General features: G+C 64.6%; 14 protein-coding genes. 6 read left to right on the top strand and 8 right to left on the bottom strand.

Annotation, left to right across the window (positions count from 1 at the left end; genetic code table 11):
* Nucleotides 1-150: 150 nt before the first annotated feature.
* A complete protein-coding gene (locus NKG59_RS16275) occupies nucleotides 151-903 on the top strand; it encodes an oxidoreductase (protein WP_253538749.1) in 753 nt (250 codons plus the stop codon).
* Between the two features lie 50 nt (nucleotides 904-953).
* Here the strand turns inward: NKG59_RS16275 and NKG59_RS16270 are convergent, their stop codons facing one another.
* Entirely contained in the window at nucleotides 954-2,285 is a 1,332-nt protein-coding gene (locus NKG59_RS16270; RefSeq protein ID WP_045202725.1) for an MFS transporter, read from the bottom strand.
* 180 nt (nucleotides 2,286-2,465) lie between these two features.
* Here NKG59_RS16270 and NKG59_RS16265 point away from each other — a divergent pair, with 180 nt between their 5' ends.
* Both NKG59_RS16265 and NKG59_RS16260 read left to right on the top strand, forming a co-directional pair.
* Nucleotides 2,466-2,828 (top strand): hypothetical protein, encoded by a 363-nt coding sequence (locus NKG59_RS16265; protein ID WP_156158338.1) that lies wholly within the window; start codon nucleotides 2,466-2,468, stop codon nucleotides 2,826-2,828.
* Nucleotides 2,829-2,981: 153 nt separating this feature from the next.
* Nucleotides 2,982-4,382, top strand: coding sequence for a GntP family permease (locus NKG59_RS16260; RefSeq protein ID WP_253538746.1), 1,401 nt, complete (start codon nucleotides 2,982-2,984; stop codon nucleotides 4,380-4,382).
* Between the two features lie 67 nt (nucleotides 4,383-4,449).
* On the opposite strand, the gene NKG59_RS16255 is transcribed toward NKG59_RS16260, so the two are convergent.
* The 5 genes from NKG59_RS16255 to NKG59_RS16235 form a co-directional block, all read right to left on the bottom strand.
* On the bottom strand, nucleotides 4,450-4,893 hold the full coding sequence (locus NKG59_RS16255) for a hypothetical protein (protein WP_253538744.1): 444 nt from the start codon (nucleotides 4,891-4,893) through the stop codon (nucleotides 4,450-4,452).
* Between the two features lie 167 nt (nucleotides 4,894-5,060).
* Nucleotides 5,061-5,828 (bottom strand): sulfite exporter TauE/SafE family protein, encoded by a 768-nt coding sequence (locus tag NKG59_RS16250; RefSeq protein ID WP_253538741.1) that lies wholly within the window; start codon nucleotides 5,826-5,828, stop codon nucleotides 5,061-5,063.
* Between the two features lie 64 nt (nucleotides 5,829-5,892).
* Nucleotides 5,893-7,449: an ABC transporter permease/substrate-binding protein gene (locus tag NKG59_RS16245; RefSeq protein WP_253538738.1), complete on the bottom strand. Its 1,557-nt coding sequence runs from the start codon at nucleotides 7,447-7,449 to the stop codon at nucleotides 5,893-5,895.
* Nucleotides 7,431-8,639: a cyclic di-GMP phosphodiesterase gene (locus NKG59_RS16240; protein WP_253538735.1), complete on the bottom strand. Its 1,209-nt coding sequence runs from the start codon at nucleotides 8,637-8,639 to the stop codon at nucleotides 7,431-7,433. The genes NKG59_RS16245 and NKG59_RS16240 overlap by 19 nt, the downstream gene beginning before the upstream one ends.
* Before the next feature lie 274 nt (nucleotides 8,640-8,913).
* Nucleotides 8,914-9,186 carry a hypothetical protein gene (locus NKG59_RS16235; protein WP_252690787.1) on the bottom strand — a complete coding sequence of 91 codons (273 nt, stop codon included), beginning with the start codon at nucleotides 9,184-9,186 and terminating at the stop codon, nucleotides 8,914-8,916.
* Between the two features lie 407 nt (nucleotides 9,187-9,593).
* Between NKG59_RS16235 and NKG59_RS16230 the strand changes: the two genes are divergently transcribed.
* The gene (locus tag NKG59_RS16230; RefSeq protein ID WP_253538732.1) at nucleotides 9,594-10,400 is read left to right on the top strand and encodes a hypothetical protein; all 807 of its coding nucleotides are present in this window, start codon (nucleotides 9,594-9,596) and stop codon (nucleotides 10,398-10,400) included.
* 120 nt (nucleotides 10,401-10,520) lie between these two features.
* The gene (gene tet / locus NKG59_RS16225; RefSeq protein ID WP_253538729.1) at nucleotides 10,521-11,702 is read left to right on the top strand and encodes a Tet(A)/Tet(B)/Tet(C) family tetracycline efflux MFS transporter; all 1,182 of its coding nucleotides are present in this window, start codon (nucleotides 10,521-10,523) and stop codon (nucleotides 11,700-11,702) included.
* A gap of 15 nt (nucleotides 11,703-11,717) precedes the next feature.
* On the opposite strand, the gene NKG59_RS16220 is transcribed toward tet, so the two are convergent.
* Together NKG59_RS16220 and NKG59_RS16215 are read right to left on the bottom strand one after the other, a co-directional pair.
* A complete protein-coding gene (locus NKG59_RS16220; RefSeq protein ID WP_253538726.1) occupies nucleotides 11,718-12,542 on the bottom strand; it encodes a transporter substrate-binding domain-containing protein in 825 nt (274 codons plus the stop codon).
* 75 nt (nucleotides 12,543-12,617) lie between these two features.
* Entirely contained in the window at nucleotides 12,618-14,033 is a 1,416-nt protein-coding gene (locus NKG59_RS16215) for a M20 family metallopeptidase (RefSeq protein WP_253538723.1), read from the bottom strand.
* A 224-nt stretch (nucleotides 14,034-14,257) separates the two neighbouring features.
* Here NKG59_RS16215 and NKG59_RS16210 point away from each other — a divergent pair, with 224 nt between their 5' ends.
* On the top strand, nucleotides 14,258-14,533 hold the full coding sequence (locus NKG59_RS16210; RefSeq protein WP_024974928.1) for a hypothetical protein: 276 nt from the start codon (nucleotides 14,258-14,260) through the stop codon (nucleotides 14,531-14,533).
* The last annotated feature ends 15 nt before the right edge of the window (nucleotides 14,534-14,548 follow it).

Raw genomic sequence — 14,548 nt, 5'->3', positions numbered from 1 at the left:
ACCTGATATCGACGGGGTTTGTTTGCATTTCCGCAAGCGTCCCTCATGCCGAAAACGCACCGAAAGCGCGCAGGCGACGCTGCCGAAAACCGGTTCGGCAGACGCCGTACACTGTGTTTCCGGGCCCGTGCAAACTTCATGGAGAACATCATGTCGAGTTCGCAAATGCTTGTCGGACAAGGCTTCGCGGCCGGCGGCGAAGCGCCGGAGCACCCGCGCGGACCGGCCGTTCTGGTGGCCGGCGCCAACGGGCTGGTGGGCCGCGCGGTGGTGCGTCGTCTGGTTGCGCAGCCCTGGGCGGGCAGCGTGACGGCGCTCGTACGGCGGCGCGCGGCCTTGACAGCCGGGCCGGCGACGCCCGGTCGATTGCGCGAATGCGTGGTCGATTTCGAGCGCCTGGATGCGCCCGAAACCCAGTCAGCGTTTGCTGCCGATATCGTCATCTGCGCGCTTGGTACGACGATCCGGCAGGCTGGCTCGCAGGCGGCATTCCGGCGCGTTGATGTCGAGTATCCGGTTGAATTGGCGCGGCGCGCGTTTGCTGCGGGTGCGCACCATTTTTTGCTGGTGAGTGCGTTGGGCGCCGATGCGCGCTCGCGCGTTTTCTACAACCGCTGCAAGGGCGAAGTGGAGGCGGAAATCCTGTCGATCGGCTTTCCGTCCGTGACGGTGGTTCGGCCTTCACTGCTGCTCGGCACACGCGCAGAATTTCGGCTCGGTGAACGTATTGCGCAAGGCCTGTCGTGCGCAATCGGATGGATGGTGCCCAAGACATGGCGACCGGTGTCGGCGGAATCGGTGGCGGCAGCGCTTGTCATGACGGCGCGGGTGGATGCGCCGGGTGTGCGTGTGCTGGAAAACGCTGCGTTGCTGGGCGCAAAAGACGAACGGCCGGTGGGTTGATCCACCGGCCGTTTTTCGCTCGTGCTTCGCGGAGGAGCTATTTCAAGCGATTACTTTTCGATCGGCTTGCCCGTGCGGTCGTGCATCAGCGACAGCGCCAACACGCTGATGATCGCCGCGGCCATCACGTAGTACGACGGTGCCAGCTTGCTGCCGGAACTGGCAATCAACCACGTCACGATCAGCGGGGCAAAACCACCAAAGATCGTGACCGCCAGATTGTACGAAATCGACAGGCCGGTAGAGCGCACCGCCGTCGGAAACTGCTCGGCCAGCACGGCAGGCGCCGGGCCTGTGAACGCCGCCAGCAACACACCCAGGATCACCTGCACCTGCAGCAGCGTCTGCACCGTCGGGCTGACGTTGAGCCAGTGGAAGAGGGGATACGCCGCAGCTGCGATGATGAGCGCCACCGTGCCCAGCATGCGCTTGCGCCCGATGCGGTCGGACAGCGTGCCCATGAGCGGGCACAGCACGAAGATGATCGCACCGCAAAGCGCCGTCGACTGGAATGTCGCGCCCAGGGGCAGACCGAGCTGTTGCTTCGCATACGTCGGCATGTAGAACACCAGCGTGTAAGTGCAGACCGTCCAGAGAATCGTCACGCCCAAGCCGCCGAGCACTTCGCGCGGGTGATCGCGCAGCACTTGCGACAGCGGCGCCAGACGCGACTCTTTTGCGGCCTTTGCCTTCTGTGCTTCGAACGCGGGCGGCTCGTGCAGGTGTGAGCGGATGTACATGCCGACCGGCCCGATCAGCAGGCCGAACAGGAACGGAATACGCCAGCCCCATGCATCGATCTGCTCGGGCGACAGGCCATTCGTGACGATGGCACCCATGGCGGCACCCAGGATGAACGAGATGCCCTGGCTCGCCTGCTGCCAGCTTGCGAAGTAGCCGCGCCTTTCGTCTGGCGCATACTCGATCAGGAACGCCGTGGCGCCACCGACTTCACCGCCGGCCGAGAAGCCCTGGATGAGCCGCGCGATCACGATGAGGATGGGTGCGCCGATACCGATTTGCGAGTACGTCGGTGCGAGGCCGATGAGGGCCGTGCCGATCGCCATCAGCATGATGGTGAGCGTGAGTGCAGCCTTGCGGCCCACGCGGTCGGCGTACACACCGAGTACGACGGCGCCGACCGGGCGCATGAAGAAGCCCACGCCAAACGTGGCGACGGTCAGCATGAACGACGTGAAGTCGTTGCCGGTGGGGAAGAACAGCTTGGCGATGATGACGGCGAAGAAACTGTAGACCGTAAAGTCGAACCATTCGAGGCCGTTGCCGATGGTGGCGGCGATGATGGCCTTGCGTCGGGTGGCTGCAGAGATGGCCGGTGCCGGTGCCCGATCGCCGTGGGTGGGCGCTGCCGTGGCTTGCATGGATGTGTCCTCCAGTGTTTTATGGGCATCGCCTGCCTCGATCTCTCCCCAGCGCGGGCGGCGAAGCGGTCATGGTAAGTGATCCGGCAAGGATTCGCTGCGGCGGTATAAGAAGTCCTTGGAATTGAATCAGCCAGACACTGTCGAATGCATATGCGCATGCATCCAACGGAGCACATCATGAGCCGCACACCGCAACTTGGTCGTCGTTTAGCCGCCATCCTGCCGGGCGCGGTGGCCGCGTGCGCGGCCGTCTTGTTGGGCGGCTGCGTGGTCGCCCCGTATTACGACGCCTACGGCAACCCGATCGCGCCTGCAGCCGTGGCGCCTGCGCCGGTGGCGGTGTATCCGTCGTATCCGTACGATCCTTATTACTACTATGGGCCGGCCTATTACCCGGCGCCCGTCTTCGGCAGCGTGTGGATTGGTGGGGGCGGCTGCTGGGGCTGCCATCGCGGTTGGGGTGGCCGGGGATGGGGCGGACGTGGCTGGGGCCATGGAGGGGGCTGGGGGCACGGAGGAGGCGGGGGGCATCGTCATTGAATCGTCATCGTCGACGTGACGAAGACGCACATCCGGCGCGGCTGAACGCCAGTTCCGCCGTCAGTTCAATACGCGTGATTGCGTAACGGAATCTGTTGCATCGCGACATACAATCCTTCGCTCTTAAAAGAAAAGCATGCGAGGAGATTGTCGATGTCCGTCATCATCGTGCTGGCTGCGCTGGCATTTCTGATGTTCGCCGCGTATCGCGGCTACAGCGTCATCCTGTTTGCACCGTTGGCCGCCTTGGGCGCGGTGTTGCTGACTGATCCATCGGCTGTGGCGCCGGTGTTCTCCGGCATCTTCATGGAGAAGATGGTCGGCTTCGTCAAACTGTATTTCCCGGTGTTCCTGCTCGGTGCGGTGTTCGGCAAGGTCATCGAGCTGTCGGGCTTTTCGCGCTCGATCGTGGCGTCGGTCATCCGCGTGGTGGGGGCCAAGCGGGCGATGCTCTCCATCGTGCTGGTGTGCGCGCTGCTGACCTACGGCGGCGTGTCGCTCTTCGTGGTGGTGTTTGCGGTGTACCCGTTTGCAGCGGAGATGTTCCGCCAGGGCAATATCCCCAAGCGCCTGATCCCGGGCACGATCGCGCTGGGCGCGTTCTCGTTCACGATGGATTCACTGCCGGGCACGCCGCAGATCCAGAACATCATTCCGACCACGTTCTTCCACACCACCTCGTGGGCTGCGCCGTGGCTTGGCACCATTGGTGCGCTGTTCATCATCGTGGTCGGCATGTCGTATCTGGAATGGCGCCGCCGCGCGGCCGTGCGCAATGGCCATGGCTACGACCACGGGCTTACCAAGCTGGTGAACGAGCCCGAGACCGCCGACACCGGCACGCTCGCGCATCCGCTCGTTGCGTTGTCGCCGCTGGTGCTGGTGGGCGTGATGAACCTGCTGTTCACGCGCTGGATTCCGACGTGGTACGGCAAGATCGTCACCGTTGCGTTGCCGGGCCTGCCCAAGCCGCTGACGGTTGAAGCCGACAAGCTGACCGCGATCTGGGCTGTGGAAGCGGCGCTGTTGATCGGCATCATCGTGGTGCTGGTGTTCGGCTTCCGCGCCGTGAAGGGCCGCTTTGCCGAAGGCAGCAAGGCGGCGGTGTCGGGCGCGCTGCTGGCCGCGATGAACACTGCTTCGGAATACGGTTTCGGTGGCGTGATTGCCGCGCTGCCGGGTTTCCTGGTGCTGGCCGATGGTCTGCGCGCGATTCCGAATCCGCTGGTCAATGAAGCGGTGACGGTGAGCACGCTTGCGGGCATCACCGGTTCCGCGTCGGGCGGCATGAGCATTGCGCTGGCGGCAATGGCCGATCAGTTCGTGCAGGCCGCGCAGGCGACGGGCATTCCGATGGAAGTTCTGCACCGTGTGGCAGCGATGGCGTCGGGCGGCATGGACACGCTGCCGCACAATGGCGCCGTCATCACGCTGCTCGCCGTGACAGGCCTCACGCACCGCGAGGCGTATCGCGATGTGTTCTGCGTGACGATCATCAAGACGCTGGCCGTTTTCTTCGTGATTGCCGTGTTCTACGCCACCGGCATCGTCTGACGCAGTCATCGCCGCAATGAAAAAGGCCGACGCATAAACGTCGGCCTTTTTTCATGGGCAGAGACGGTTATTGCATGCTGCCGCCAGCTTCCGAGCGGCGTTCGCGGCAGACGCGCTGGGCTTCACCCACCAGCGAATCGCACTGGTTGGCGCGATGCGACCAGAATGCGCGGTCTGAGGACGATTCCGTCGTCGCCTTGCCCTTGCCATGACGGTGCGTGACGTGCTTGTCGACCCACTTGTCGGTCTTCATATGCGCACGGTGGACTTTCTGCTTGAGCGTGCCGGGCGTGGCTTCGGGTTGCGCGCCGGTGGCGTTGTTGTGATAGCCGGGATTGGCAGCGGCATCAGCGTTGCGCTGAACCTGGGTGCGTGGGCCCTCCATTTGGCTGTCGACGCCCGTCACTGCGCTGTGATCCTTTTGCTGGGCCTGCGCGGGCGCCGCGCCGATCCACGCGCAGGCGGCCACGGCGATCGCCGCGGCCAGACTCGACATCTTGCGTGCTTGCATGCTCGTTCTCCTTGTTGTGAAACGGGGCGGACTCCATGACACGCATACGGCGTGCCATCTTGCGCGTCCCGAACGTCACAATAGGAAAGCGGCAACCCGGCAGACAGTAGACGTTGACTGAACCGTCTGTCGGACAAACGCTGTCAAGCCAACCTCAAATGCGGCACTCAGGCGCGCATGAACAGCCAAACCGTCAGGATGATGCCGACGATGACGACGAAGCCGCGCAGCACTTTTTCCGGCAACCGGTGCAGCAGCCACGCGCCCGCAAATCCGCCCGCGATGCCGCCAATGCCCAGCGCCACCACGGCTGTCCAGTTGACCTGCGGCGAGAACGCAAACACCGCCACGGCGGATGCATTCATCGTCATGGCAAGCACGTTCTTGGTCGCGCCCGCCATGCGCACCTGTTGGCCGGCCACGGTCAGCGCCGCGAGCATCAGGAAGCCGATCCCGCCGCCGAAGTAGCCGCCGTAAATGGCAATTGCAAACTGTGCGGTCGCCAGCGCGGTGGTCGACATGCCGGAGGCTGCGTGCAGCGGCTTGCGGCGGAAGCTGCCCCACGCAAACACGCTCGTTGCAAACAGCACGAGATACGGCACGAGCCTGGCAAAGAACGATGGCGGTGTCGCCAGCAGCAACAGCGCGCCCAGCACGCCGCCCACCAGACTGATGACAATGAGTTGCTTGAGCGAGAGGTGATGTTCGCCAGCATCGACGCCGCCGGCCAGTTTGCGCCCGGCAATCGATGAGGTGATCTGGCTGGGGAACAGCGCGATCGTCGACGTCATGTTGGCGCCCAGCGGGTTGAGCCCCGCCAGCAGCAAAGCCGGAAACGTGATGAACGACCCGCCGCCCGCGAGGGCATTCTGGGCGCCGGCATAGACGCCGGCCGCAGCGACAAGCAGGGCAGTGGAAAACGGAAGCGTGGTCATAAGCGGGGCGTGTAAGGCGGCTGGAATGACCGCGATGGTAATGGAACGCCCACGCGCGCGCTCGTCAGCGGAGCGGGGTGTCGCTGCCGTGTCGGCGCAGCCACCATTCGGCCACCTCGAACGCGCCCTGCACGAGCAGCGCCAGCACCGCAGCGGGGATGGCGCCCGCGAGCAGCGTTGCACTGTCGTTGAGTGCGAGCCCGCTGGCGATGCGTTCGCCATAGCCGCCGGCGCCAATGAACGCTGCGATGGTCGCCGTACCCACGCTGATGACCGCGGCGGTTTTGATGCCGGCCAGGATGACCGGCAGTGCCAGCGGCAGATCCACCACGCGCGTGCGCTGCGACGGCGTGAACCCCAGCGCCAATGCCGCATCGCGCAAGCCATCGGGCACCTGTTCCAGTCCGACGATGGTGTTGCGCACGATGGGCAACAGCGCATAGACCGCCAGCGCAATCAGCGCCGGAACCACGCCAATCGACCCGACGATTGGGATGAGCATCGCCAGCAACGCCAGCGACGGAATCGTCTGCAGGACGCCCACGACGGCAAGGATCGGCTGCTTGATCCGGCGACGCGCGGCCATGAGGCCCAGCGGCACGCCGAGCAGCACGGCAACGCCAGTGGAAATACCCACCAGCATCAGATGCCGTTGCGTGAGCCGCCCCAGGCCGTCCGTCAGCCGGGTGAAGAATGCGTGAGCCGGTGTCGCGGCCGGCGCATTGCCATGCCCGGCGAGAAACTGCCGCGCGGCTTGCGAGAACGACTGGCCTTGGAGTTCGACCGCCGCATTCATCGCCACCATGTCGTCGCGCTGGATGCGCCCAGCGAGTGCGCTGATGGCCTGCCATTGCGCCGGGTGCCGTTGCGCAACGTCGGCGCGGTAGAGCAGCACGGCGTCGTAGCGCGGGAAGACGTGTGCGGGGTCTTCGAGCACACGCAGGTGTTCGCGGCGGATCTTGGCATCTGTGGAGTAAATGTCGATCACGTCGACCTGGCTGGCGCGCAGCGCGTCGTAGGCGACGCCGTGGTCGAGGCCGGTCGGGTGCTGCGGCAGCTTGTAGTGCTGCGCAATGGCTGGCCAGCCATCGGCGCGGCCGAGAAATTCGTGCGACAGGCCAAGCCGTAGCGCCGGGTGCGTCGCCAGATCAGCGAGCGTGCGGATGTGTTCGCGTTCGGCATCGGCGTCGCGCATGGCAAGCGCGTAGGTGTCTTCAAAGCCGAGAGGCACGCCGGCCGCCAGGCCCATCGGGGCGAGGCCACGGTTCACCTCGGCCAGCAGCGCGGCCTGATCGGGGTTGGCAGCCTGGTCCGCGGGCAGGTGCAGGATTTCAGCGGCGATGGTGCCGAGGTAATCGGGGTAGACGTCGATGCTGCCGTTCCTGAGCGCGGCGAAAACGATGGCGGTGTTGCCCAGGCCCGGTACGTGTTCGGCCGGGCCGTGCGGGGTTGTGGTCTGCGTGAGGATCTCGCCCAGCACGTACGACTCGGTGAAGCGTTTGGAGCCGATCCGCAATGATGGTTCAGCGAAGGCCGAGGCGCTGCACGTCAGCCAGCCCAGCGCAAGCCATGCCAGCAAGCGCCACAGGAGGGAACTACGGATCAGTCGCCGTGTATCCAAAGTTCGTTGAGGTCGGTCAGGCCCCAGTCGCGGGGTTCTTCTCGCGAGACGATCTGGTCGCCGGTCTGCGCCAGATCGATGAGTTCGGGCGCAATCCGCGTGCCCGACGATATTGAGAAGAATACCTTGACCGTGGGCGTGAGCAGCGCGCCGGGCGCATGCTGCACGACCACCGCCAGCCGGCCCGAACGCAGCCGCACGAGCGAGCCCACCGGATAGATGCCCACGCTTTTGACAAAGGCGTTGAACACCATCGGGTCGAAATGGTTGCCGCGCCATTCGACCATGCGCTGCACCGCGTAGGCGGCTTCCCATGCTTTCTTGTACGGCCGGTCGGACGTGACCGCGTCGTATACGTCGCAGATGGCGCCCATGCGCGCAAATAGCGAGATGCCTTCGCCCGCGAGCTTGTGCGGATAACCGGTGCCGTCCATGCGCTCGTGATGGTGCAGGCAAACGTCGAGCGCGATGTCGCGCATGCTGCTGTCGCCGGCCAGGATGTCGTGTCCTGCCTGCGGGTGGACGATCACGTGACGGAATTCAGCATCGGTCAGCGCGCCGGGCTTGTTCAACACCTCGGGCGGAATCGCGATCTTGCCGATGTCATGCAGCAGGCCGGCCAAGCCCGCATCGCGGACTTCGTCATCGGACAGCCCCAACTGGCGGCCCAGCGACACCATCAGCGCGCATACCGCTACGGAATGCAGGAACGTGTAGCGGTCTTTCACTTTCAGGCGCACCAGGCTCGTCAGTGCGCTCGGGTGGCGGTCGACGGAGCCCGAAATGGCTTCCACCAACGGCAGTGCGTCGCGCGCTTCGATCGTGCGGCCCATGCGCGCGTCGGCAAACATGGCCTGCACGGCCACCTCGGCTTTGCAGATGAGGCGAGCGGCGTGGCGCATTTCTTCCGCATACGTGAACGGGCGTGGCGCGATATTGGCGTCGGCCGAGCAGGAGGGCGGTGCCAGAACTTCAGGCGCGCCAGGCGCTGCATTGGCGGCGGCCACGTCGGTGCCGCGCGTGGTGTCGATCCACACCTCACGTACGCCGCTGGCACGCAGGCGCTGCAATTGGGTGGCGTCTTCCACGCGAAAACGGGCCCGCCAGAACGGGTGGTCCAGCCACGAGCCGACAAATTCGTCGAGGTACATGCCCACCCGCAGGTGTTCGATGGCGATGCGCTTGCGCATGTTGATGTTCAGAGATCAGTCCGTGGCGAAGCACGTTTTTTTGCGCAACGGGTTCAAGGAAAGGCTGCCCGCCAATGGATGCATTCTCTTCTATCGGACGTGCGGCCGCGGCCTTGAGGGGGAAAAGTCCGGGCTCGCCATGTGAACTCTGGGGGTGTAGCCGAAAAAAAAGCGGCCACAAAGGCCGCTTCAGTAAGCCGGTACCGGCGCCAACGAGGGCTCCGGCATCGGGGAGGGAGAGTGATACGGGTGATGCGAACAGCGGATGGACGACTTATTGGCCGTCGCTGAACGGGTCAGCCTTGCCGACCAGGGCGCCGTCGGTGTACGGATCGGCCTTGCGCAGCGCGCCATCGGTGTACGGGTCAGCCTTGCGCACGGCGCCGTCGGTGTAGACGTCAGCCTTGCGGGCGCCATCGGTATACGGATCAGCCTTGGTCACGGCTTGGCCGTTGGTGTACGGGTCTTTGCTTTGCACGCCGGCAGCGAAAGCGGGAACAGCGGCAACAGCGATCAGCGAGGCGAGAATCAGGTTCTTGGTCTTCATGATGGACTCCACAACAGGGGGGTGAGCATTGCCGCAGGGCAGTTTTGCTGCGGTGCGGTAACGCGATGGCATAAGCTTAGTCGTTGCTCGGAGGGTAAAAAAGCAGTTCTATTAAACTCTTTGTTCAAAAAATAAGAACAATTGTGACCCTTCAAGCACCGCAATCTGCGCATAAGTCATTGAATTGAAATGAAAATGTGAGATGCGGGATAACCCTTAATGCGAAGGTGTGACGTCTGGCGCGGGAAAAAATTCCTGCGCTGAAGTCCCCGATTGTTGCGTCGCATTACAGACATGGGGATTCCCCTCCCCTCGACCCCCCAATGTGGCGGCTAAACATTCGGCGTGGATGGTCGTTGATGCAGGTACGGGCGGCGTTTTCCGCCCCTTGCAGCAGGAAGGCCATCATGTCCATCACCACCGCTTCCATCGCCCGTTTTGAGATCGACGGCGTCGCTTATCAGGCGAGGCTGTTTGCCATGCCGTTCCATGTGCCGGAAAACGGCCGCGTGCGAGCGCATGCGATCGGGCGTCCGGACATGCCGTTCAGCGGTGTGCACGTCTTGGCCAACTGGCTGAAAGAGCGCGTGCTGCCTGAAGGCGTGGGTTTGGTGATGGCCGATCGCCTGTTCTCGCACGGCGCGGTGGAGCAGTGGTCGGGCGCCGACGGCGCGCGTGCGGCCAAGGTGCTGTCGCAAGTGGCGCTCGGCTGCAAGAGCAGCCACCGCCTGTGGCGCAACACCGTGGCGGGTGGTTTCCGCGACGAGACCGCGTTCTTCCTGGGCGCCGCCTTTGTGCAGACCGCCGCCGCGGTCGACGACATCCGCCTGCTGGGGGATCTGATTCCTGCAGCCGAATGGTCCGGCGTGGCCGACGCCGCTTCGACCATGATGGGCCTGCATCTGTATCGCCCTGACGAGCCTGAAACGCTGGTCAATTGCGCGCTGCTGGCGCCGTCCTGGACGGAATCCGCCGTAGAACGCGCCGACGGCTATCGCGCGCTGACGCTGCTGCATTCCTTTACCGAAGATGACGAGGTCATCCACGTCGACATCGAACTGCTGCCGCCGGGCCAGGTGGTGCTGCAAGTGGAATCCTGCTCGACGCGTTTTTCGGCGCGTTTCAACCCGGCGCTCCTGGGCCGCGACATGACCGACGCGTTGCTGCGCGACGCGCTGGCCTTGCAACACGGCGATCCAGCCAACCTCCACTAAGCTTGCCAGCGGCTTTCGCCTGAGCGCCGCGCGACGCTGCAAGGCGCGCACTTCCACGGCATCATCTCGGCTTCCTGTTTTTCGAAGCGCCGCCGCCCGACGGGCTCGCGGCGCATTCGCATGCCTGCCTTTGCCGTCATCCTCTTCACGCTGACGCTCGATGCCATGGGCGTCGGGCTGATTCTGCCCATCCTGCCGAGCCTGTTGCGCGAGCTGGACCACACGGGCGATATCGCATTCGAATTCGGCCTGCTCATCGCGGCGTACGCGGCGATGCAATTTGTCTTTGCGCCGATCCTGGGCGCCCTGGCCGATCGTTACGGGCGCCGGCCGGTGCTGCTCGTGTCGTTGGCGGGGGCTGCGGTCGATTACCTCGTCATGGCACTGTCGCCGCACGCGTGGGTGCTGTACGTCGGCCGCGTGGTGGCGGGCATTACCGGGGCCAACTATGCGGTGGCGACAGCGTACGTCGCCGACATCACAGCGCCGGCCGATCGCGCGCGCCGGTACGGGCTGATGAACGCGTGCTTCGGCCTGGGGTTCATCGCTGGGCCGGCGTTGGGCGGGCTGCTGGGCGACTGGTGGCTGCGCGCGCCGTTCTTGCTGGCGGCGGCGCTCAATGGCGTCAATTTCCTGGTTGCCTGCTTCGCATTGCCGGAGTCGCGCCGCGCCGAACGTGCGCCGTTTGCGTGGCGTGCGCTGCTGCCGGTGCAGTCGCTGCGCCGCGTGGCACGCGTGCCGACGCTGTTGCCGCTGCTGGCTGTCCTGGCGATCATCGAGATCGTCGGGCAGATTCCGCAAACGCTGTGGGTCATCCACGGCGAGGCGCATTTCGGTTGGGACACGCGCGCCGCAGGTTTGTCATTGGCGGCTTATGGGCTGATGCATGCGCTGGCGCAGGCCTTCATGACCGGGCCGATTTCACGTGCGCTTGGCGAGCGCCGCGCCGTGGTGCTGAGCGTGATGATGGATGTGGCCGGGTTTGCGGCCATGGCTTGGATTAGCGCCGGCTGGATGGTCTATCCGACGATGGTGCTGCTCTGCATGGCCGAGATTGGCATGCCGGCGCTGCAGGCCATGCTCTCGCGCCAGGTCGGTGACCATGAGCAGGGCGAGTTGCAGGGCGCGCTGGCCAGCCTCGCCAGTGTGGCCGCCATGATCGGCCCGCTGGCGGCCACAGCGGTGTATGCGATGACCGCGCCGGTGTGGCCCGGCACGGTCTGGCTGCTCGGCGCGCTGCTTAACGGCGTGTGCCTTGTGTTGCTGATGGGCGGCGCTGCCAGGCGCGCCGCACGGGCATAGCACGGCTCACGCCGCTTACTTGGCCGGTGTATTCCACGGATACGCCAGCCACGCATCAAAGCGCTTGGCGAACTCACCGCTCTCGGTGGTCTGCCGCAGCCACTGGTCGACGAAGTTCTTGAACACCACGTCGCGTGGCAGCAAGTAGGCCTTCTCAGAGAAATCGAACGGCGCTTCGGGGTGCACGGCGCACAGCTCCGGGTGCAGCTTCTGCTGCAGCTTGGTTTCCACCGCGTCGGTCATCATCAAGTCTGCACGGCCAGCGACGATCTCGTTGAAGATCGTCACGTTGTCCGGATAGACGCGAATCTGCGCCTGCTTCAGGTGCTCGCGAGCGAATTTCTCGTTCGTGCCGCCCGGGTTCACCACCGCGCGCACGTTCGGCTGGTCGATTTGCGCCAGCGTCTGGTATTTCGACTGGTTCTCGCAACGCGTGATCGGCGTCTTGCCATCGCGCTGATACGGAATCGAATAGAACGCCTTCTTTTGCCGCTCCAGCGTGACCGACACCCCGCTCATGGCGATGTCGTAGCGGTCAGCCGCAAAGTCCTGCATCAGCGTCGACCACGTGGTCGGCACGATTTCCAGCTTCACGCCAAGTGCCTTGGCCAGCCGCTCGCCCATCTCGACGTCCAGGCCGATAAAGCGGCCATCGGCGGGGTTCTTGTAGGTAAAGGGCTTGTAGTCGCCGGTGGTGCCGACGCGCAACGTGCCACGCGCGATGATTTCGTCGAGACGGTTGGTGGCCGGGTTGGCAGGCGTGGTTTGCGCCAGGGCGGGTGCCGCGGCGCAGGCGCACAACAGCAGCAGGGCGCTCGTGCGGATGAAACGGTTCAACATGGAATCCCCTCCGGAAAAATCAAAAGCGCGGCCGCTTCGGCAGCCAAGACGGGCCGCGCCCATATCAACGCCGGCTTACTGGCCCGACGCCTTGTTCCATTGCAGCGCATTGAGCACCGCCAGCGACATCGCCGTCACCCCCGTCTTGATGGACGGCTCCGGCACGGGCGCGAACAGCGGCGAATGATTGGTCGGCAGTGGCTTGGCGCCCGGCTTGAGCGAGGCAAAGAACGTCTGCGGATCATTCACGCCGATGAAGAAGAACATTGACGGGATGCCCGCGTCAACAAACGCCGAGAAATCTTCGCTGGCCGTGATGGGCGGCACGCGCAGCACGCGGTCGTTGCCAAAGGCGGTCTTGAACATCGCCTCGGTGCGCGCAACGACGGTCGGGTCGTTGTTGACCGCCTTGCCGCCCTCCGTGATCTTGATGTCGGCGTCCGGCGCACCCGACATCTCGGTGACGGCCTTGGCCGTGCGGCGGATGCCGTCGAGCATCTTCTGACGCACCGCGGGCTTGTATGAGCGAATCGTGCCGCGCAGCAGCACGCTGTCAGGGATGATGTTCTCGGCGCTGCCGCCCTGGATGGCCCCGATGCTCACCACGCCAAATTCCTGCGGATCTTTCTCTCGGCTGATCACGCTTTGCAGATCGACCACGAAGCGCGCAGCCATCATTACCGGGTCGATGGTCTTGTCGGGTGCAGAGCCATGGCCGCCGCGACCTTTGAACGTAATTTCCAGCCCGTCGGAGTTGGACGTGATCGGCCCGCTGTTGAAGACGATCGAACCGTACGGCCCCGGGCCCGTATGCAGCGCAAACGCATAGTCGGGCTTGGGGAAACGCTTGAAGAAGCCGTCATCGATCATGCTTTGCGCGCCCGATACGGTTTCTTCGGCAGGTTGCGCGACGAACACCAGCGTGCCGTGCCAGCGGTCCTTGAGCGAGACCAACGTCTTGGCCGTGCCCACCCACGACGCCATGTGTACGTCGTGCCCGCAGCTATGCGCCACGCCCACGTCTTCGCCGCGCCATTTCGTGTGGACGTGGCTGGCGTAGGGCAGACCGGTTTTTTCTTCCATCGGCAGTGCGTCGAGTTCAGTACGCACCAGGATCGTCGGGCCCGCCCCATTGCGATAGACCGCGACCACGCCGGTCTTGCCGACATGCTCCGTCACGTCGAAGCCGATCTTGCGCATCTGCGCTGCGAGCGTGGCCGCAGTGCGCGTTTCCTGGAACGCCAGTTCCGGATGCGCGTGGATGTCTTTGTAGAGCAGGTCGAGCTGACTGTATTCGGCATTGACCGCGGCATCCACCGCCGGTTTGATCTGCGCCACGTCGATCCCGCCGGCCGTGGCGCCCGCAGCCTGTGCAGGCGTGGATGACGCGCCGCCAGGGCTGAACGGAATCTGCGCGAACGTCGGCAAGGCTGCACTGGCCAGCAGCCAAGCAACTGCGGTGCGTTTCAACCGGATGGGGGGCGTGATCATCGATGTCTCCTGTCGTAATGGCGGCGCCAACAAAGTCGTTGCTTCGTCAATCGATTCGATTATGCAACGCGATTCACGGCATGTGCACCCGGGGGCATCCCGAGGTCGATCATTCGCGGTGGGTGGAACACGCTCAGGGGCGAGCGCCACGCTTGGCACTCGGTAGGCGCTTTCCTAGACTGGGTCAGGTGTGCTGTTCCAGTGAATCGAACATCGAAACGCGGATGAATCCGACGACGTCTTGTCTACAGCTAGCGTTTCGCGATGCCCCGCCTGGGGAGACGGCGATTCGTGCTGCGCTCGAGGCCGCGCAGCGGGTGCTTGAACGCAGCGGCGTGTCGCCGCGCGAGGCGTTCGCGGCCTACCAGGCCTTCGCCAGCGGGGCAGGAAGCCCCGATACGCTCGCGCTGACATTTGCCCGCGCCGAGGCTGAGGCTATGGATACGCTGGCCGCGCACGGCTACGCCCGCTATGGCACGGTCAGCCTGGCTGCGCTCTAAGTTTGTTGGGGCGCC

The sequence above is a fragment of the Ralstonia chuxiongensis genome, from assembly GCF_024158925.1.
Classification (GTDB): Bacteria; Pseudomonadota; Gammaproteobacteria; order Burkholderiales; family Burkholderiaceae; genus Ralstonia; species Ralstonia chuxiongensis.
This window is presented reverse-complemented; position numbering and strand designations above follow the sequence as displayed.